We start from the raw sequence: 21,077 nt of genomic DNA on the forward strand, positions 1-21,077 counted from the left end.
ATGAAGACCGGGCGGGCCATGCCGGAACGGACCAGCCGCACGGCTCAACGGAACACGCAAGAACTCAAGGAAAGAGGCAACGCCATGAGCGAGCACACCTACCCGTCCGTCAAGGATCTGACGCTGGAGGAGAAGGCCTCCCTCACCTCCGGCGGCGACGCCTGGCATCTGCAGGGCGTCGAAGCCAAGGGCATCCCCGGCTACATGATCACCGACGGCCCTCACGGCCTCAGGAAGTCCCTCGCCACCAGCACCGGCGAGACCGACCTCGACGACTCCGTGCCCGCCACATGCTTCCCGCCGGCCGCCGGCCTGTCCAGCTCGTGGAACCCCTCGCTCGTGCGGAAGGTCGGCGAGGCCATGGGCGAGGAATGCATCCAGGAGAAGGTCGCCGTCATCCTCGGCCCCGGCGTCAACATCAAGCGCAACCCGCTCGGCGGCCGCTGCTTCGAATATTGGAGCGAAGACCCGTACCTCGCCGGCCATGAGGCCGTCGGCATCGTCGAAGGCGTGCAGTCCAAGGGCGTGGGCACCTCGCTCAAGCATTTCGCCGTCAACAACCAGGAGACCGACCGCCTGCGCGTCGACGCGCGTGTCTCCCAGCGCGCCCTGCGCGAAATCTACCTGCCGGCCTTCGAGCACATCGTCAAGACCGCCCAGCCGTGGACCATCATGTGCTCCTACAACCGCGTCAACGGCGTTCACTCCGCCCAGAACCGTTGGCTGCTCACCGACGTGCTGCGCGACGAATGGGGCTTCAAGGGCATCGTCATGTCCGATTGGGGCGCCGACCACGACCGCGTCGCCTCCGTCAACGCCGGCCTCAACCTCGAGATGCCGCCGAGCGGCACCGACGACGAGATCGTCTACGCCGCCCGCGACGGCCGCATCGACCCCGCCCAGCTCGACCGCATGGCCCAAGGCATGATCGACCTGACCGACAAGGCCCGCGCCGCCATGAGCATCGACGGCTACCGCTTCGACGTCGACGCCCACGACGAGGTCGCCCACCAGGCCGCCGTCGAATCGATGGTCCTGCTTAAGAACGAGGACGCCATCCTGCCGCTGAAGAAGGACGCGAAGATCGCGGTCATCGGCGAATTCGCCCGCACCCCGCGCTATCAGGGCGGCGGCTCCTCCCACATCACTCCCACGAAGATGACCTCGTTCCTCGACACGCTCGCCGAACGCGGCATCAAGGCCGACTTCGCCCCCGGCTTCACGCTCGACCTCGACCCCGCCGACTCCGCGCTGGAACTCGAGGCCGTCGAGACCGCCAGGGACGCCGACGTGGCGCTCCTGTTCCTGGGCCTGCCCGAGGCCGCCGAATCCGAAGGCTTCGACCGCGAGACCCTCGACATGCCCGCCAAGCAGATCGAACTGCTCGCCAAGGTCGCCGCCGTCAACCCGAACGTCGCCGTCGTGCTGTCCAATGGCTCCGTCGTCTCCGTCGCCCCGTGGGCCGGCAACGCCAAGGGCATCCTTGAATCCTGGCTGCTCGGCCAGGCCGGCGGCCCCGCGCTCGCCGACGTGATCTTCGGCGAGGCCAGCCCGTCCGGCAAGCTCGCCCAGTCCATCCCGCTGGACATCAACGACGACCCGAGCATGCTCAACTGGCCTGGCGAGGAAGGCCACGTCGACTACGGCGAGGGCGTGTTCGTCGGCTACCGCTACTACGACACCTACGATGTCGCCGTCGACTACCCGTTCGGCTACGGCCTGAGCTATGCCTCGTTCGAGATCTCCGACGTCCATGCGGAGAAGACCGGAGCGAACACCGCGTCCGTGACCGCCACCGTAGCCAACGTCTCCGACGTGGACGGCGCCGAGACCGTGCAGGTGTACGTCGCCCCCGGCAAGGCCGAAGTGGCACGCCCGTCCCACGAGCTCAAGGGCTTCGCCAAGGTGTTCCTTAAGGCGGGCGAATCGAAGACCGTGACGTTCGATCTCGACGGTCGCGCCTTCGCCTACTGGTCCGAGAAGTACGGCGACTGGCACATCGAGGCCGGCGCATACGGCATCGAGGTCGGCACGTCCAGTCGTGACATCGCCGCGACCGCCACCGTCGAGCTCGAAGGCGACGGCAAGTCGCTGCCGCTCGACGAATGGTCCACGTACGGCGAATGGGAGGCGGACCCGGTCGGCGCGAGGGTCGTCGCTGCCGTCGAAGCCGCCGGTGAATCGGGTACGCTGCCGAAGCTGCCCGACAACACCATGATGCGTATCTTCCTCAAGTCCATGCCCATCAATTCGATGCCGATGCTGATGAGTGACGGCGGCAGGCGCATCACCGCCTTCATGCTCGACGAATACGCCAAGCTCACGAAGTAGTCGTGCGGGGGCGTCGCGCCCACGTCGCCCATGGTCCGGGTTTCCGGCCGTTCGGCCGGCCTGGGCCTGTGACGTGACGTGACGATGTCCCCGTGGCGCTTCCGAACCGCATCTCGGTCGTCGGGTCGTCCGTCCAACGGCCGTCCCCGCCGGGCGAGATGCGGTTTCCCGGGCCATGGTGCGGACCCTGTCTTTTCCCTGAATCCCCGTAAATCCCTATCCCCTTATATCCCACGAACCGCGTTCCATCCGCCATGCCGAATCGCTTCGGTCTGCGGACGGGGCGCGGTTTTTGCGTTGCATGCGGGTTTCGGGGCGGGCGTTTCGTGTCGGACCCTCATTTGACAACCCTCGAAGTGCTCTCTATAGTGTTACTTACACGTGTTAGTAACACGAGTTAGCAAATCAGCGGAACAAGCCGGAATGCGCGAGGACGCGCACCGACGCAAGGAGAAAGGCAACCGCAATGTCGCAGCAGGAACAGCAAGGGACGCAATCGACCGCGCCGCAGGAGCGCGGAGGCAAGAACAAACTCGGCAGGTACTTCGGGCTCACCGCAGCATCGGGGCTCGGATCGATCCTCGGATCGGGCATCATCAGCAGCCTGGCGACCACGCTGTCGCTGTGGCAGGCCGGACTCGGCATCGACCCGGCCCAGGTCGGCGTCCTCTCCGGAGCGCTCACCCTCGCCATCGCCGGCGGTTCGCTCGCGGGCGGCGCCGTCGCCGGCGCGCTGGGCATGGTGACCGTGTTCAACTGGATCAACGCGGTCTACGCCATCGGCGCCCTCCTGTGCGTCTTCGCCCAGAACTACGCCATGCTGCTGGCCGGCGTGATCATCGCCGGCGTCGCCTCCGGCATCGAACTGCCCGTCACGCTGTCCGTGCTCTCGCATGACGCGCCGGACAACGAGACCCAATCGCAGATGGTCTCCTACACGCAGATGTTCTGGATGATCGGCATCGGTCTGTCCGCCCTCGTCGGCTTTGCCACCTCCGCGATGGTGCCGCCGAACAACGCGCGCGTCCAGTTCGCCATCCTCGCCGCCATCGCCGTCGTCGCATGGGCCTGGAGGCTCCTGTCGCCGAAGTTCCGCACGCTGCACCGCGAAGGCGACGAGATGAGCGCGCGCAAGACCGCCTCCACGAACGACGGGACCAAGGCGAAGGTCAACATCCTGTCCGTCTTCCGTGGTGTGCAGAACCGCAAGTACGTGCTGTTCCTGGTCACCATCTTCCTGTTCTACGCGCTGTGGAACCTGCTGGCGAACACCTGGGGCCAGTTCCAGACCTACATGCTCGTCTCCTCCGGGGCCTCGCAGACCCTCGCCACCGGCGCAGGCCTGGTGCTCACCGTCGTGGCCATCGTGTTCTCCCCGATCTTCATCAAGGTGGTCTCCGGCAAGTGGCGCACCGTCGGCTACATAATTGGCGCCGCCCTGCAGATCGCGGCTCTCGTGCTCATGGCCGCCGGAGGCGGCGTGCTGTGGCTGATCGTCGCGGGCCTGCTGCTCAACAACCTCGGCAGCCCGCTCGCCGGCGAGATGCTGTACAAGGTGTGGACTCAGGAATCCTTCCCCGAGGAGGTCCGCACCAGCATCCAGGGCGTCACCAACGGCGTGTCCCGACTGCTGTGCGCGCTGTTCGCCATGGTCACCCCGATGCTCGTGCAGCCCGAGCGCCTGGTCGGCACGCTGTGGTGCTTCGTCGTGGTGATGTGCGTGAGCATGGCGCTCGGCGGCGCGGTCATCATGCTGCAGCGCAAGTACGGCATCGAACGCTGAGGCGTCTCCGACCGGCCCGTCCCGCCCTTCGCGAGGCGGGCCGGCCGGCATCGGTCGGCATCAGCCAACGTCAACCATCGATCAAACAACCAAGGAGCAGCAATGGCCATCACCCCCGTCACCCCGATCAGGCGCTTCGACACCCTCGATGACTTCCTGGGCACCCATTTCATCTACACGTACGACAACGGCTGGGAATACGAATGGTATGCGAAGAACGACCACACCGTCGACTACCGCATCCACGGCGGCATGGTCGCCGGCCGTTGGGTCAACGACCAGGAGGCGACCATCGTCCGCCTCGCCTCCGGTGTGTTCAAGATCGCCTGGACCGAGCCGACGGGCACCGACGTGGCGCTCGACTTCATGCCCAACGAGGGCAGGCTCCATGGTGTGATCTTCTTCCCGCGTTGGGTGCACGAACACCCCGAGATCACCGTATGCCACCAGAACGAGCACATCGGCCTCATGGAGGAGTCCCGCGCTAGGTATGCGACCTACCCGAAGCTCGTGGTCCCCGAATTCGCGACCATCACCTACATGGGCGACGCCGGGGTCGACAACGACGATGTGATCTGCGAGGCCCCGTACCCGGGCATGACCGACGACATCCGTGCCGGCCGGTACTACGACTCCGACTACCGGCGCATCGGCCACTGATATCACGTCACGTCCAGCGTGTGGCCCACCGGAATTGCCTTCCGGTGGGCCGCCTTTCTATATGTATTCTGTTCCTGTTCCTGTTCCCTGTTTGGCGTCGTGGCGGGGCTCGTCGTCCCATCCGTCGAAGCATATGCCCGCATGATTCGCTTGCCGGCCCGGCTCATGGGTTTGTGCGTGGTTCGGGGTGGCGCCTGCGCAGTTTGGGATCATACGTGCGCGGTTTGTGGCCTACGTGCGTGATTCGCGGCCTTACGTGCGGACGGTGGTGTTGAAAGAGGGCCGGTCGATCCTATTGCGCTGTCCTCGGATCGCTGGAATTTCAACACTGATTCGAATCCGACTTCCTCTTTGTCGGCGTCGCGGGTACTCGGGCATACTCCGCAGCAAATGCCCTTAAGTGCGCATGTGACCTTGTAACTGCGCACGTATCTTGGCAATTATGCATGTAACTCGTCAAGTGCGCACATGGCCCGTCGTTCGCTTCGGCGGGCCATGTGCGCACTTGACGGCCGGCGGCTTATATCGTGATGGTGAAGGGCAACGCCGGCACACCGGCCCGATTGACGAGGTTAACCCGGTACCAACCGGTTTGCGCGAAATCCACCGTGATCGGCGTGGAGCGTCGTGCGCCGGTCGCGGAGTCGTCGTGATTGGACGGCCTGAATGTGCCCGGGGAGTCGAATACGTCGATGATGAGATCGGATTCGTCGAGTGTGGCCCGATATCGCACCGAATGCCCGTCGAGTCGAACGTCGAGGGCCGTGATGGTGTCGGTCCCGTCGGCGCAGTGGAGTCCGCCCGGCGCGTGATCGAAGGGGATGGCGATGCGCTCATGTCCGTGCGGCACGGGGGCGGCTCCTTCCGTCGCGGGCGTGATGAGTGTGCGCATCGCGCGGGCCGTCATCGCCTCCGGCGCGTCCGCCAGGACGTCTTCCCCATACACATGCCGCCGTGCCATCAGCGCGAACCGATGCCCCGGAATGCGTTTGTCCTTGGGGTGGATGTCGTCCTCCTGGCCGGCGTCCGAAATCGAGCACAGCCATGTATCCGCCGATGCATCGACGGCCTGTTGCTGGCGGGCTCGGATGACGGGGAAATCGTTGTGTTCGATGAACCACCAATGGCCGAAACCGGGAAGCTGCATCACCAGGAACGGCAGGGTGTCGTCGTTCCATAGGGCCCGCCAGTCGTTGATCAATGCGATGAGCATGTCGGCATACAGTGTGTTGCGGCCGGGGAGGTCGTCGCTCTCTCCCTGGTACCACAGCACCCCGCGTATCGCATACGGCGCGATCGGACGCACCATATGGTCGAACAGGCTTCCGGGGCGTTGCTGGGGTTGCAGGCCGGGCAGTCCCCCAATGGGGTCCGCGGTGAGGAATGCGTCAATCTCGTCCGTGGTCGGGGTGGCAGGCAGGATGAAATCGTTGAACGTGTCCTCGACGATGTTGCCGCGGTCGTTGAACGGGTTGCCATGCTGCTTCGCCCAATAGGCGTCCATGCCTCCGGCCTGCTCGATCCCGCGTTCCCAATCCTCGATCCAAGGGCCTCCCGCCAGCTCGCAGGATCGTTCGCTGATCCATGCCTGGGAGCTGGTGCCGCCCCAGGAACAGCCGATGATGCCGATGGGGACGTTGAGGTCGGTATGGAGCTCGGTGGCGAAATAGTAGGCGATGGCGCCCCAGTAATCGAGATTCGTCTCGTTCGCCACGCGCCATAGGCCCATGCGGCTGTAATCGAACTCGTCGAGTTGACCGTCATAGCAGATTTCCGGCATGTCGATGAACCGCAGATCGGGATTGCCGCAGTGGGGTGCGACTTCGGTGCGATGGCGTTCGTGGCGCATGAAGAATTCCATGTTCGATTGGCCGGCCGCGATCCATACTTCGCCCACCGCCACATCCGACACGGTGATCGGGGTGGATGCGGCGTCGCCGGTGACGGTCATCGTGTCCCCGGAGGAGACGCCGAGCGGCGGCAGCGTGACCGACCAGTTCCCGTCCTCGTGTGTGACGGCGGATGCCGTTTCGCCCTGGAAGACGACCGTCACGCGGGTTCCCGGGGCGGCGGTGCCCCAAACTGGTACGGGGCGGCCCTGTTGCAATACCATGTGATTGCCGAACGGTGATCCCAGGGTGAGCATGGGAGACTCCTTGCGGTGGAGGACGGGGGATATGGAGGGCCGTGCCATGGAACAGGCAAGGCCTGTCGTTGTTCGTCGCGTTATCGGCGCTGTTGCAGCACAGGGCGCCGTCCGGAAGAGGGGATTCCGTTCCGGCGCGTGCGTGCGGACGGGTAGGGGCAATGGTCCGGTCAGCGGATGCCGCGGATGGCGAAGGTGCATGCGCCGCACAGCGCGGCGAGCACGACGCCCATCGCGAACAGCGGGGCGTAGCCGCCGAACGCGCCGATGAGCAGCGATCCGACGAGCGCGGCGAACATGGCGGTCGCCGAGGACGCGGCGTTGAGGATGCCCATGTCGCGTCCCTCCTTGCCGGGGCAGGGCAGCACGCGGCTCATGAGCGCCGCGTCGACGGAGAAGTACACGCCTCCGGCCGCGCCGGAGATGGCGTTGAACGCGATCATGCCGCCCCAGGTGGGCATGACGAGCGGGCATGCGTAGGCGGCGATCATGGCGAAGCCGGCGATGCCCACGATCGTCTTGGTGAGGTCGAATCTGTCGGCGATGGCGCCGCAGGTGAGCACCGCGGCGATCTGGAAGACGGTGGAGATCGTCGACAGCGTCGCGACGGCCACCGTGGCGTTGCCTCCGGGCAGCCGGTCCGCGCCGATGTAGTCGGTGAGGATGTACATGGTGTAGCTGGAGACGGCGAAGAACGCCAGGTAGAAGGTGAGCCTGGAAAGGAAGGTCATCGTGAAGTTCCAGTGCCGGAACGCCTCGAGGAAGCTCAGCGAGAATTCGCCGCGCTCCTTCTTTTCGGGGCGGGGCATGTCCGTGGAGGACGGTTCGCGCGAGCCGAGGACGAAGGCGGCGGTGGCCACGACCATGGTGGCGCCGACGGTGATGTAGGCGGTCGCCGGGGCCACGCGGGAGGCGAGGTTCACGAAGATGAGGACGCCGAGCGGCAGTCCCAGGCCGAGTACGGAGGATGCGGTGCCGCGCTTGTTCTCGGGGATGCGGTCGGGCAGCACGGCGTACAGGCATCCGGAGTACCAGTTGGTGCAGGCGCCGAACAGGCCCATGAGCGCGATGACGGCGATGATGGACGTCGAGGCGCCGATGAGGAGTAGGATGGCGCAGATGGCGACGGACAGCGCCGCCAGGTAGGGGGAGCGGCGGCCGAACCGCGTGCGCGTGCGGTCGGAGACGGCAGGTCCGATGACGATGAACAGCGTGCCCATGATGCCGGAGACCAGTGAGATGTTCGCGATGTCGGCGACCTTGCCGGCCGGGTCGAGCTGCGCGACGAGCGAGGGGACGAGCACCTGGCTCATGGACTGCATGGCGCCGTACAGCGCGACGACCGGCAGGGCGAGCAGCGCTATGGTGCGCGTGGGGGATGCGGCGCGGCGTGCGGCGTGTTGTTCCGTGCCGCCCGGGGTTTGCTGGTCGTTGTTCGTCATGGCGGTCTCCTTTGATGCTGCTGATGCTGCGGGGCGTCGTCGGCGGCGCCCGTCGTGGTCCCGGCACGTGCGTCTTGGCGTGACCTATATCGAAGAGCAGTTACTAACACGTGTCAGTAACTGCTATTGTATGACGAACCCGGACAATGTCAAATCGCCGGAAAACGGTCGTTTGACAATCTCCGCAATCACGGTATAGTGCAAGTAACACGAGTTAGTAACCTGCTTGAAGGAGCGGGTGAACATCGCGGATAGGCATCAGACGTCAGGCAGCATCGACGAGGATCCATGCAAGGCAAAGGAGTGTTCGCATGAAGGTATCGCAGATCAGGGTCAACGGCATCGACGGCCCGCTCGGATTCGACTACGGGACGCCGCGCTGTTCGTGGCTCGTCGAAGGCGCGTCGGACGAGACGATCGCCGCCACCCGCATCGAGGTGTCCGACAGCCCGGCCTTTTCGCATATCGTCCACACCGTGGAGTCCGCGCCGGGCTCTCCGCTCGACTCCGCGGCCACTCCTCTCGACTTCCGTCTCGAGCCGCGCACCAGGTACCATGTGCGGGTCACGGCGACCGGCGCCGACGGGACTGCGGCCCGCGGCGAGGGATGGTTCGAGACCGGCAAGATGGACGAGCCGTGGGAAGGCCGCTGGATCACCCCGTCCGAAGAGGACAATCGCCGCGACGACGGCTACCACCCCGAATTCGCCCGCGAATTCGCCGTCGACGGCCCCGTGGAACAGGCGAGGCTCTACATCTGCGGTCTGGGCCTGTTCGAGGCCGAACTCAACGGCCGCAAGGTGGGCGACGAGCACCTCACCCCGTACACCGGCGACTACGACCGCGAGGTGCAGTCCATCGCCTTCGACGTCACCGGCATGCTCGACGCCGCCCCCGGCGCGACCAACACGCTCTCCGTCCGCCTCGGGAACGGCTGGTACAAGGGCCGCTTCGGCCTGGCCGGCAAGGAGCATCTGTACGGCGACTCCTTCAGGCTCGTCGCCGAACTGCGCATCCGCCGTTCCGACGGCACCGAAACCGTGATCGGCACCGATGCCGGCACCTGGCGCTACCGCGGCTCCGACACCACGTTCAGCGGCATCTACGACGGCGAGACCCTCGACCGCACGCGCTGGGCCGGCGGGGACAATCCGTGGAAGCCGGCCGTGGAGACCTCCGTCGACGCGACGCTCACGGACCGGCTCAGCCTGCCCGTCACCGTGCACGAGATCCTGCCCGTGCGCGAGGTCGTCCATACGCCCGCCGGCGAGACCGTGCTCGACTTCGGCCAGAACTTCGCCGGCTGCGTCGCGTTCCGCTCCCATCTGCCCGCCGGCGTGCGCGTCACGCTCGATTTCGGCGAGATCCTGCAGCACGGCGACTTCTACAACGCCAACTACCGGTCCGCCAAGTCCCGGTTCGTGTACGTCTCCGACGGCCGCGAGGAGACGGTCGCCCCCTCGTTCACCTACTTCGGGTTCCGCTACGTGCGCGTCACCGGCTGGCCGGAGGGCACGCCCCTCGACCCGGCCGATTTCGAAGGCCGCGCCATGTACTCGGACCTGCGACGCACCGGCCGGATCGACACCGGCCGCGACGACGTCAACCGGCTGGTCTCCAACGCCCTGTGGGGCCAGCGCTCCAACTTCGTCGACCTGCCGACCGACTGCCCGCAGCGCGACGAGCGCCTCGGCTGGACCGGTGACGCGCAGGTGTTCTGCGGCACGGCCAGCTATGCGATGGACACCGCCGCGTTCTACCGCAAGTTCCTGCACGACCTGCGCGGCGACCAGCGCAAGCTCGGCGGCGGCGTCCCCGGCGTCATCCCGATGCTCGACCCGCACGGCGCGGCGATCGGCGCCGTCTGGGGAGACGCGGCCACCTTCATGCCGACCATCCTGTTCGAACGCTACGCCGACAAGACGGCGCTGCGCGAGACCTACCCGATGATGCGCGACTGGATCGACTGGATCGCCGACAACGACCGCGAACGCGGCGCGAGGTATCTGTTCGACTTCTGCCCGCAGCTCGGCGACTGGCTCGCCCTCAACGGGCGCACGCAGCAGAGCATGAAGGGCGGCACCGACGACTTCTTCATCAGCTCCTGCTACTGGGCCGAAAGCACGCGCATGACCGCCGACGCCGCGGCGATCCTCGGCCTCGACGATGACGAGCGCCGGTTCCGCGACCTGTACGGTCGCATCCGCGAAGCGGTGCTGCGCGAATACTACACGCCCACCGGCCGTCTGGCCATCGACACGCAGACCGGTTACGTGGTGGCCCTGTACAGCGGCATCTACCCGGACAAGGACCGCCTCGTCGAGGCCTTCCGCGAACGGCTGTACAAGGACTGCTACCGGATCAGCGGCGGCTTCGTCGGCGCCCCGATCATGTGCCGCGTGATGGCCGACAACGGCATGGGCGACGAGGCGATGAACCTGCTGCTCTCGCACGACTTCCCGGGCTGGATGCACTGCATCGACCTGGGCGCCACCACCATCTGGGAGCGCTGGAACTCGATGCTCGACGACGGCACGTGCAGCGGCACGATGATGAACTCGTTCAACCACTACGCCTTCGGCTCGGTCGTCGAATACCTGTACCGCAACGTCGCCGGCCTCACCGCGCTCGAGCCGGGCTTCCGCCGCGCCCGCATCGCGCCGATGCCCGACGCCCGCCTCGGCCATTGCCGCATGTCCTACGACTCCGCGTACGGCCGCTACCGCAGCGAATGGGAGATCCTCGCCGACGGCGACCTGCATGTGACGGTCGAGGTGCCGTTCGGCTGCGAGGCCGAGGTCCGCCTGCCGTTCCATCCCGACGCCGCGGAAACGCCGGACGCGGGCGGCCGCACCGTCGTGACGGTCGGTGCGGGCGTGCACGGGTTCACGTACACACCGACGCGCGACATGCGCGCACGGTACTCGCGCTCGACGCTGTTCAAGCGCATGCTCGCCGACGACGAGGCGATGGCGATCATCGCCCGCGAAACCCCGATGCTCGCCCACATGCTCGTGAACGAGCATGACGAGGACTACCTGTGCGACAGCCTCGACACCCTGGGCGTCAAGTTCTTCATGGGCTTCGACGACGCCACCGTCGCACGGCTGGCCGACGCCCTGCTCGCCCTGCGCGCGTGAACGGCGACGGAAGGAAAGCGGAAAGGAAACGGAAACCATGGAATTCTGGACCACGAAACACGTCGCCGGCCACGTCACCGCATGCGTCAGCGCGAACGGCGAGATCGCCTACCTCGTCGAAGGTTCCAGGCGCGCCGCGCTCATCGACGCGGGCCCCGGCGCCGGGCACCTCGAACGGGTCGTCGCGCGCTTGACCGACAAGCCGGTCACCGTGCTGCTCACGCACGGCCACGTCGACCACGCGATGGGAGCCCCAGCCTTCGACGACGTGTACATGAACCCCGCCGACCGCGACCTGTACCGCCGCCATTCCCCGCTCGCCGAACGGCGCGAATACCTGCGTATGGGGCTCGGCGACCGGTTCGACGCCGACTTCGCGGATCTCGAATACACCGAGCCCGCGCCCGACCGCGCGTTCGCGCCGCTCGAGGAGGGCATGTCGTTCGACTTGGGCGGCATCCACGTCGAACCGTACGCGTTCCCGGGGCACACCGCGGGCAGCATGGCGATCCTCCTGGTCGAGCCGCGCATCCTCATCACCGGCGACGCCTGCAACAACTCGACCTTCCTGTTCGGCGAGGAGTCCGGCACGGTCGAGGGGTACCTCGCCTCGCTCGCCCGCCTGCGCTCGCTGCTCGCGGGCCGCTACGACCGCGTGCTCATCTCGCATCATCAGGCCGATGTGGATCCCGGCATCCTCGACTCCATGGCGGACGTGTGCCACGACGTGCTGTCCGGCCACGCGGACGACCTGCCGTTCTCGTTCATGGGGATGAGCGCGTGCATCGCCAAGGCGTGCACACCGCGGTTCGAACGCCTCGACGGCCGGGACGGCAACCTCGTCTACTCGAAGGCCAAGGTGCGCGGGTGAGGCGGCCGGGGCCGCGTGAGGCGCCCGCCGCCCGTCCCGGCCCCGGGCCCGCGTCCCCGTGTCCCGCGGCCCATACCGCGTCCCGGCGGTAGAATGTTGCCCCGGAACGGACACGACGGGCCGGTCCGCCGGTCCTCGGAAAGGAGCTCCCATGGCCAACAAGCGCGTGAAAGCACAGGACGTCGCCAACCTCGCCGGCGTCTCGCGCACCACGGTGAGCTTCGTGCTCAACAACCGCAGTGACTCCATCCCCGAGGCGACCCGGCAGCGTGTGCTCGACGCGGCCCGCAAACTCGGATACGTCCCCTCGGCGGCGGCCCGCACCCTGCGCGCCGGCGGCAACAACATCGTGCTGGTGCTCACCCGTTACGTCGTGGCCTCCGAGGCGGGCGACGAGATGCACAACGCGATCTCCGCGGGACTCGAACGATGCGGGCTGACCTGCCTGCTGTCGCGCTCCGCCGGCGACACGAGCCCGTTGAGCCGCATGCTTTCCGAGGTGCGCCCGTGCATCATCGTCTCGTTCTTCCCCATTTCGGACGACGACCGGCGCATGCTGGAACAGCTCGACATCCCCCTGCTGGAACTGGGGGAGGGGGCGTCGTCCCCGTCGGAGTTCTCGTACGCGAACCTGCAGCACCGGATCGGTTTCGCGCAGGCCGAATACCTGATCGGCCGGGGCTGCCGCGACCTCGTCTACGTCGTCGGCGACGATTCGCTGATCGAAGGCATCCACGAATACCGCTATCAGGGCGTGGCCGAGGCCGTCGCCCGGCATGCGAGGGTGGGGCTCGCCGGCCGGGTCAACGTCGACGCGGATTCGGGCGAGGGGTTCCTCGGACTGGACGAGGGCATGCCCGACGGCGTCGACGGCGTGTGCGCGTTCAACGACACCGTGGCGGCCGCCGTGCTCGCGTGGGCGGGCAGGCGCGGCGTCGACGTGCCCGGCGACCTGCGCGTAATCGGCGTGGACAACCTGCGTTTCGGCATGTTCCTCGACCCGCCGCTCACCAGCGTCGCCATCGACGCCGACGAAGGCTGGAGCGACGCCGTGGTCGCCGCGGTGCTCGACCGGCTCGGGCGTGCGCCGGCCGGCGACGGGGCCGAGGGGTCGTCCGCCGACGCGGCGGGTCGCGCCGATGACGCGGCCGGCGGCGGCTCGGGCGATTTCGGCATCCGCGTCGTCGCGCGACGCAGCGCCTGACACGCCGATTGTTGCATCTGCAACTGTTGTATGCGGAACGTATTATCATTCCCCCTGAAAGGTTGCATATGCAACAAATCCATAGGTGAACCCGCATCGGGCCCGGGCCGTTCCCGGTCGGATGCGGCACGAATCCGTGCAATGGGGTGGAAAGGTATGGACAGTCACATCCTCAGCTTCGAGCTGAGGGCGCTGGTCAAGGCGATCAACCGCCATCTCGGCGAGACGATGCCCGAATCGGCGCGCATCGCCACGGGCGGCAACGCCCGCATCATCATGTTCCTCGCGCGCAACCGCGACAAGGACATCTACCAGCACACCATCGAACGCAAGTTCTGCATCACGCGGTCCACCGCCTCGCGCGTGCTCGCGCTGATGGAGAAGAAGGGCCTCATCGCCCGCGAATCGGTGGCGCACGACGCACGGCTCAAGAAGATCGTGCTCACCGCCAAGGCCGATTCCATCGTCGCCTGTCTCTCGGCGAACGGCGAACGGATGGAACGCCGCCTGGTGGAGGGGTTCACCGACGGGGAGCGGGCCGCCCTCATGGACTATGTGCTGCGCATGCGCGCGAACGTGGACGCGGCGCAGCGCGAGTTCGAAGAACGGTCGGCCGCCGGCATCCCGGACGGTGAGCCATGCGGGGACCTCGCCGGCGACCCCGGCGATTCCGATGACGTCCCGGTCGAGGGGACCGGCGACACGAACGATACGGACGATACGAAGGAGGAGAACGCATGAGCGACAACACGACCGCCGCCGCGACACGCGACGCGGACGGCCTGACCGCCACCGAAGCGGCCATCATGAAGTCACGCGAGAAAAACGAACCCGACCGGCCGAAGCACATCATCCGCACGCTGGCCGGATCGATGCGCGAATACACGAAGGAAAGCTGGCTGGCGCCGCTGTTCGTGTTCATCGAGGCCATCCTGGAGATCGTGATCCCCACCGTCATGGCCTCCCTGATCGACCAGGGCATCACCGGCGGCAACATGAACGCCATCGTCAAATTCGGCCTGATCCTGCTGCTGTGCTCGCTGGTCTCGCTCGCCTGCGGCTTCCTCGCCGGCAAGTACGCGGCCATCGCCGCCGCCGGATTCGCGAAGAACCTGCGCCGCGACCAGTTCGAGAAGGTGCAGGCGTTCAGCTTCACCAACATCGACCGGTTCTCCACCGGCTCGATCATCACGCGCCTGACCACCGACGTGACCAACCTGCAGATGGCCTACGGCATGATGGTCCGCATGGGCGTGCGCGCCCCGATCATGGTCGTCGTCGCGTGGATCTTCTCGTTCCGCATCTCGCCGTCCATCTCGCTCGTGTTCCTCGCCTGCGTGCCGATCCTCGCCATCGGCCTGTGCGGCCTCGCGGTGCTCGTCCACCCGGTGTTCGAGCGCGTGTTCCACACGTACGACGCGCTCAACAACGTCGTCGACGAGAACCTGCAGGGCATCCGCGTCGTCAAGTCGTACGACCGCGAATCCTACGAGATTGACAAGTTCGGCCGCATCTCCCGGCGCATCTTCAAGGACTTCACCAAGGCCGAGCACATCATGAGCTTCAACAGCCCGATCATGATGTTCTGCATCTACGCCTCGATGATCATGATCTCGTGGATGGGCGCGCAGCAGATCGTCACCTCCGGCAACAACGCGGCGCTGGGACTCACCACCGGCGACCTCACCGCCCTCGTCACCTACGCGATGCAGATCCTCATGGCCATGATGATGCTCTCCATGATCTTCGTCATGTGCATCATCTCCCAAGCCTCCGCCGAACGCATCTGCCAGGTGCTGCAGGAGGAAAGCACCGTCACCGACCCGGAGCATCCGGTCATGGACGTCAAGGACGGCTCCATCGAATTCGACCACGTCACTTTCCGCTACTCCGCATCCTCCGAGAAGCCCGTGCTCGACGACATCAACCTGAGAATCGCCTCCGGCATGACCGTCGGCATCGTCGGCGGCACCGGCTCCGCCAAATCGAGCCTCGTGCAGCTCGTGCCCCGCCTCTACGACGTGAGCCAGGGCTCGCTCAAGGTCGGCGGACGCGACGTGCGCGACTACGACCTCGTCACCCTGCGCGACCAGGTCGCCATGGTGCTCCAGAAGAACGTGCTCTTCTCCGGCACCATCACCGAGAACCTGCGCTGGGGCAACCCGGACGCCACCGACGAGGAGATCCGCCACGCCTGCGAGCTCGCGCAGGCCGACGGCTTCATCCAGGAGTTCCCCGACAAGTACGACACGTACATCGAACAGGGCGGCACCAACGTGTCCGGCGGCCAACGCCAGCGCCTGTGCATCGCCCGCGCCCTGCTCAAGAAGCCGAAGATCCTCATCCTCGACGACTCCACCAGCGCCGTCGACACGAAGACCGACAAACTGATCCGCGAGGCGTTCCACCACGAGATTCCCGACACCACGAAGATCATCATCGCCCAGCGCATCGCCTCCGTGCAGGAATCCGACATGATCCTCGTCATGGACAACGGCCGCATCATGGCCAAGGGCACGCACGACGAACTGCTTGAAACCTGCGATGAATACCGGTCCATCTACGAATCGCAGACCCGCAACACAGCCGCCGGCCAGGTCGAGCTCGAACGCGAGGCGGCCCAGCGCGCCGAGCACATGCAGCAGGCCGAACAGGAAGGAGAGAACCGATGAGCGACACGCAGACCGCGCAGAACCGCAAGCCCGCGATGCGCAAGCCCGCCCCCGGCACCACCAAGCGCATCTTCGGCTACATCATGGCCTACCGGTGGCGCGTCATCGCCATCGTCGCCTGCATCCTCGTCGGCGCCGCCGCCCAGGCCGGCTCCGCCCTCTTCCTCCAGTCCCTCATCGACACGTACATCCTGCCGATGGTCGGCGCGACCGACCCCGACTGGGGGCCGCTGATCCGCGCCATCACCCTCATGGGATGCCTGTACGTGGCCGGCATCGTGGCCAGCTGGCTGTGGCAGTGGCTCATCGTCACCGTCGAACAGGGCGTGCTCAAGAAGATCCGCGACGACATGTTCGCCCACCAGCAGTGGCTGCCGATCCGCTACTTCGACACCAACGAGCACGGCGACATCATGAGCCACTACACGAACGACACCGACACGCTGCGCCAAGCCATCAGCCAGTCGTTCCCGCAGATGTTCGCCGCCGGCATCTCCGCGATCGCCGCGATCATCTCCATGCTGTGGCTGAGCGTGCCGATCACCGCGTTCGTGCTCCTGTTCACCGTCGGCCTGTTCTTCGTCGTGCGCGCGATCGTCGGCCGAGCCGGCCGCTACTTCGTCAGGCAGCAGCACTGGCTCGGTGATGTCAACGCGTTTGTCGAGGAATCCGTCAACGGGCAGAAGGTCATCAAGGTCTTCAACCACGAGCCCGCCACCCAGAAGACCTTCGACGAGAAGAACGAGGAGCTGTTCAAGGCCGCCGCCGAGGCGAACACATGGGGCAACGTCACCATGCCCGTCGTCGGCAACATGGGCTACATCCTCTACATCCTCCTCGCCATCGTCGGCGGCGCCATGGCGCTCGCCGGAGTCGGCAACTTCGGCCTCGCCGGCGCGGGCCCGCTCACGCTCGGCACGCTCATCTCCCTGCTCACCCTGTCGCGCTCCTTCATCAACCCGCTCGGCCAGGTGTCCATGCAGCTCAACATGGTGATGATGGCGCTCGCCGGCGCCTCCCGCATCTTCCAGCTGATGGACGAGCCGGTCGAAGCCGACTCCGGCACCGTCACGCTCGTCAACGTGGAGCTCGGCGAGGACGGCCGCACGATGCGCGAGGTCGACCACGAGACCGGCCATTGGGCGTGGAAGCGCGAGGAAGGCGACGACGGCACCCGTTCGCTCAAGGCCGCGGAGAAGCTGCACGGCGCCGCCCGCGAGGTCGCGCTCAAGGCCAAGGAACAGGCCGTCACCTCGCCCGACGGACGCTACACGCTCCTCAGGGGCGACGTGCGCTTCACCAACGTGACCTTCGGCTACGATCCGGCCAAGCCGGTCCTGCACGACATCACCTGGTTCGCCAAACCGGGCCAGAAAATGGCGCTCGTCGGCGCGACCGGTGCCGGCAAGACCACGGTGACCAACCTCATCAACCGCTTCTACGACATCCAGGAAGGCCAGATCCTCTACGACGGCATCGACGTCAAGAACATCAGGAAGCCGGACCTGCGCCGCTCCCTCGGCATCGTGCTGCAGGACGTCAACCTGTTCACCGGCACCGTGATGGACAACATCCGCTACGGCCGGCTCGACGCCACCGACGAGGAGTGCATCGAGGCCGCGAAGCTCGTGAACGCGGACGGTTTCATCCGCATGCTGCCGCAGGGCTACGATACCGTGCTCTCGGGCGACGGCTCCGGCCTGTCGCAGGGCCAGCGCCAGCTCATCTCCATCGCACGCGCCGCCGTGGCCGATTCCCCGGCACTGATCCTCGACGAGGCCACCTCGTCGATCGACACGCGCACCGAGGAGGTCGTGCAGGCCGGCATGGACGCGCTGATGAAGGGACGCACGGTCTTCGTGATCGCCCACCGCCTGTCCACCGTGCGCAACTCCGACGTGATCATGGTGCTTGACCACGGCAACATCATCGAGCGCGGCTCCCACGACGAGCTCATTGCCCAGAAGGGCGAGTACTACCAGCTCTACACCGGAGCCGTGGAACTCGAGTAGGGGAGCCACCGCCGCCATATTCCACCGAGGTTCCGGTTCCCGTACGCGGTGGTGGTTCCAGTACTTGGCGGTGGCCTTGGTACCTAGCGGTGGCCTTGGTACCTAGCGTCCCGTTGTCCGGAAAACAGCCCATTGCTCCGGACAGCGGGACGCTTATGTTTGTTCAGCGGCGTTTTGTCGGGAGGTGGCGGCTGTTTTCCGGACAATGGGACGCTGTCGGCGGTTCAGCGTCCCCGGTTACGGAACAATGGGACGATTTCCCGACAATGGGACGGCCAAGCCGTAGCGGTTACGGAACAGTGGGATGGTTTCCCGACAATGGGACGGCGACGACCGTAGTAACGGTTGCCCGTCGCCAGTTATCCACAACACGCCCGGGGAAGGGGGCTCTGTCCACATTGCCGTGACGGATTGCGGCCACGGGCGACATACGCATAGCGTCGAAATCATGAAAGCACATGAAGGAGTCAAGGCGCTTCTGACCGAAGCCGAAGCAGAACGACGCTGCGCCATCGGGCGGGGCGACGCCATGAGACATGCGTTGCGTAGACGGCTGCAATCCGGGGAATTGGTCTCTCCCTATACAAACCTGTACGCGCGTTCGGCATATTGGAACCGGCTTACGGTGGAGGAGCGGTCGCTGCACACCATCCGCGCCCTGGCGATACGAAGACCGCGATGGGTGTTCGCCGGATTGAGCGCCGTATGCCTGTACGGACTCGAGCACGCGTACGATCTGCATGACGGCACGATCCACATCGCCTCGCGCAACGGTTCCCACAAGCGGGACGACAAACGGCTGCGGCGACTATACATGTCCCACACCGGGTTGTTGTGGCAATCATCCGGCATCCGCATCACTCCGCCGGCGCGCACACTCATCGATTGCGCGGTCCACCCATTCGCCAAGGCGCTCGCCATCTACGATTCCGCCTTGCGTCGGTGTCTGGTCGATGTGGAGGAGATACGTTCTCTGGCTCTGCGGACGAATTGCGACGACCAAGCGGTCGAACGGCTGCTGCGTTACGCTTCTCCGCAGAGCGAGAACGGCGGTGAATCGTTGATGCGCGGCCTGTTGATTTCCCAAGGATTCGCGGAACCGCAGCTTCAGACGGAATTCGACAATCCCGACAATCCGGGTGCCGCATATCGTGTCGATTTCTGTTGGAAACTCGCCGACGGACGCATCATCGTCGTCGAATACGATGGCATGGCCAAATACGCGGATACCAGCAATCCGAACCGGGCCAGCCTCCAGCAGAAGCTCGATTACGAACGGCGAAGGGAAGTCCATCTGCGGGAGCAGAACGTCAGTGGAGTGACGCACATCGTCTATGAGGATCTGATACGGCCGGAACGGCTCGAACGAAAGCTGCTCGCCGCCGGAGTCCCCAAAATCCGCTGACACCGCGATGCAACCGACAACGCGATGCAACCGACAACGACACCGATACACGGCCGACACTGAGATGCAGCCGACATCGTGATGTGAACGACATTGGGATAAGGCTGGCACCGGGATACAGCTGACACCGGGATGTGACCGACACCGATACACGGCCGGCACCACTTCGGCGGCGTCCCGTTGTCCGGAACGCAACCCATTGCTCCGGACAACGGGACGCTTGCGTTTGTTCAGCGGCGTTTTGTCGGGAGGTGGCGGCTGTTTTCCGGACAGCGGGACGCTGACGGCGGCTCAGCGTCCCCGGTTACGGAGCAATGGGATGGTTCCCCGACAACGGGACGGCCAAGCCGTAGCGGGGGAGCGGAGCAATGGGACGATTTCCCGTTACGGGACGGCGGGAAATTGCGCCACCGAGAAACGCCCCGGAGGGGGCCAAATGGTTCGGAATCGATTTCCACCCGTTCCTTGGCTGGAGGAGGTGTACTTTAGTCGAGAATCGGGTACACGGACGAACCGTGATGGAATCGTCACATGAACAGGGCGGTGCCGTCCTTGACGACGATTAGGACGACGATCGCGAGAATCCACACGAAGTCGACCATGAGATCGTAGTTGAGCCGGTAGTAGGTGTCGAGGCCGCGCGGCTTCGACACCGCGGTGTCACCATCGCCAGCGCCACCGGCATCGCCACGGCGCCCGCCTCCAGGCAGCCCCTGCACGACGACGGTCGCGTGGCTCAGCGCCATGAACTGGATCGTCGTGGAGAACATGAGTACCAGGCACCACGGGCATAGCGCGTTAATCACGAACAGCGACTGCGAGGTCAGCCAATACGAGTACAGCAGCGCCGCCAATCCGCCGAGCCATGTGCATGCGACGAACCAGCGCGGCACGCGGACCCTCGCCAATCCGATCACGGCGATCGTCACGAACACGGATTCCGCGGCGATACCGAAGAACGCGTTCGGGAAGCTCAATCCGGCGAACTTCACGATCTCCGACTGCCAGGATTGCGCGACCGTCGAACAGGAGAGCACCGCGTTCACATCGCAGCCGAGCTGCTCCTTGGGGTGCCTCGCCAGTTGGAGCGTCTCCGCGCTCAGTATGAACGAGACGATCAGCGCCACTGCCGAGGCGAGCAGCATGACCAGATACGTCCAGGTCGCGCCGTGCCGCCATCCGTGCGGTCTCAGGTCTCGGGTTCCGAGCGCCCGCATCTCATCCGTCGTCATATCGTGCTCCGTATTCTCGTTCGTCGTCATGTTTTCGTCGTCCGTCGCCTCATCGGTCATCCGTCATCGTCCCCTTCCGTCATCGTCCCCTTCCGTCATCGGATCATCGATCATCGTCGATGCTGTATCGAGCGCCGTATCGAACGTCGTATCGAACGTCGTTCCGTCGCGTCGCGCGC

At 65.7% G+C, this 21,077-nt stretch carries 13 protein-coding genes; 10 read left to right on the forward strand and 3 right to left on the reverse strand.

The window, feature by feature from the left end; translation table 11 throughout:
- Positions 1-84: 84 nt before the first annotated feature.
- The 3 genes from BSTEL_RS10005 to BSTEL_RS10015 all read left to right on the forward strand — a co-directional run bounded on the left by BSTEL_RS10005 (position 85) and on the right by BSTEL_RS10015 (position 4,774).
- Complete coding sequence (locus tag BSTEL_RS10005) at positions 85-2,331, forward strand: exo-alpha-(1->6)-L-arabinopyranosidase (RefSeq protein ID WP_034530063.1); 2,247 nt, start codon at positions 85-87, stop codon at positions 2,329-2,331.
- A gap of 466 nt (positions 2,332-2,797) precedes the next feature.
- On the forward strand, positions 2,798-4,114 hold the full coding sequence (locus tag BSTEL_RS10010) for an MFS transporter (protein WP_034530064.1): 1,317 nt from the start codon (positions 2,798-2,800) through the stop codon (positions 4,112-4,114).
- 102 nt (positions 4,115-4,216) lie between these two features.
- Positions 4,217-4,774 carry a phenolic acid decarboxylase gene (locus BSTEL_RS10015; RefSeq protein WP_034530065.1) on the forward strand — a complete coding sequence of 186 codons (558 nt, stop codon included), beginning with the start codon at positions 4,217-4,219 and terminating at the stop codon, positions 4,772-4,774.
- Between the two features lie 520 nt (positions 4,775-5,294).
- Here the strand turns inward: BSTEL_RS10015 and BSTEL_RS10020 are convergent.
- Both BSTEL_RS10020 and BSTEL_RS10025 read right to left on the reverse strand, forming a co-directional pair.
- Positions 5,295-6,920, reverse strand: coding sequence for a sialate O-acetylesterase (locus tag BSTEL_RS10020; RefSeq protein WP_034530066.1), 1,626 nt, complete (start codon positions 6,918-6,920; stop codon positions 5,295-5,297).
- A gap of 170 nt (positions 6,921-7,090) precedes the next feature.
- Positions 7,091-8,362, reverse strand: coding sequence for an MFS transporter (locus BSTEL_RS10025; protein ID WP_051923063.1), 1,272 nt, complete (start codon positions 8,360-8,362; stop codon positions 7,091-7,093).
- 311 nt (positions 8,363-8,673) lie between these two features.
- On the opposite strand from BSTEL_RS10025, the gene BSTEL_RS10030 reads away from it, so the two are divergent.
- From BSTEL_RS10030 to BSTEL_RS10060, 7 genes are all read left to right on the forward strand, one after another.
- Positions 8,674-11,502, forward strand: a complete 2,829-nt coding sequence (locus tag BSTEL_RS10030; protein ID WP_034530067.1) for an alpha-L-rhamnosidase — start codon at positions 8,674-8,676, stop codon at positions 11,500-11,502.
- A 37-nt stretch (positions 11,503-11,539) separates the two neighbouring features.
- A complete protein-coding gene (locus tag BSTEL_RS10035; protein WP_034530068.1) occupies positions 11,540-12,373 on the forward strand; it encodes an MBL fold metallo-hydrolase in 834 nt (277 codons plus the stop codon).
- Positions 12,374-12,524: 151 nt separating this feature from the next.
- Entirely contained in the window at positions 12,525-13,577 is a 1,053-nt protein-coding gene (locus BSTEL_RS10040; protein ID WP_034530070.1) for a LacI family DNA-binding transcriptional regulator, read from the forward strand.
- 156 nt (positions 13,578-13,733) lie between these two features.
- On the forward strand, positions 13,734-14,318 hold the full coding sequence (locus tag BSTEL_RS10045; RefSeq protein WP_084686265.1) for a MarR family winged helix-turn-helix transcriptional regulator: 585 nt from the start codon (positions 13,734-13,736) through the stop codon (positions 14,316-14,318).
- A 65-nt stretch (positions 14,319-14,383) separates the two neighbouring features.
- Complete coding sequence (locus BSTEL_RS10050; RefSeq protein WP_420796415.1) at positions 14,384-16,249, forward strand: ABC transporter ATP-binding protein; 1,866 nt, start codon at positions 14,384-14,386, stop codon at positions 16,247-16,249.
- Positions 16,246-18,261: an ABC transporter ATP-binding protein gene (locus BSTEL_RS10055; RefSeq protein WP_034530072.1), complete on the forward strand. Its 2,016-nt coding sequence runs from the start codon at positions 16,246-16,248 to the stop codon at positions 18,259-18,261. The genes BSTEL_RS10050 and BSTEL_RS10055 overlap by 4 nt, the downstream gene beginning before the upstream one ends.
- A gap of 304 nt (positions 18,262-18,565) precedes the next feature.
- A complete protein-coding gene (locus tag BSTEL_RS10060) occupies positions 18,566-19,666 on the forward strand; it encodes a type IV toxin-antitoxin system AbiEi family antitoxin domain-containing protein (RefSeq protein ID WP_238567693.1) in 1,101 nt (366 codons plus the stop codon).
- A gap of 527 nt (positions 19,667-20,193) precedes the next feature.
- Here the strand turns inward: BSTEL_RS10060 and BSTEL_RS10065 are convergent.
- On the reverse strand, positions 20,194-20,898 hold the full coding sequence (locus BSTEL_RS10065) for a vitamin K epoxide reductase family protein (protein ID WP_051923066.1): 705 nt from the start codon (positions 20,896-20,898) through the stop codon (positions 20,194-20,196).
- Between the last annotated feature and the right edge of the window lie 179 nt (positions 20,899-21,077).

This window comes from Bifidobacterium stellenboschense, assembly GCF_000741785.1.
Classification (GTDB): Bacteria; Actinomycetota; Actinomycetes; order Actinomycetales; family Bifidobacteriaceae; genus Bifidobacterium; species Bifidobacterium stellenboschense.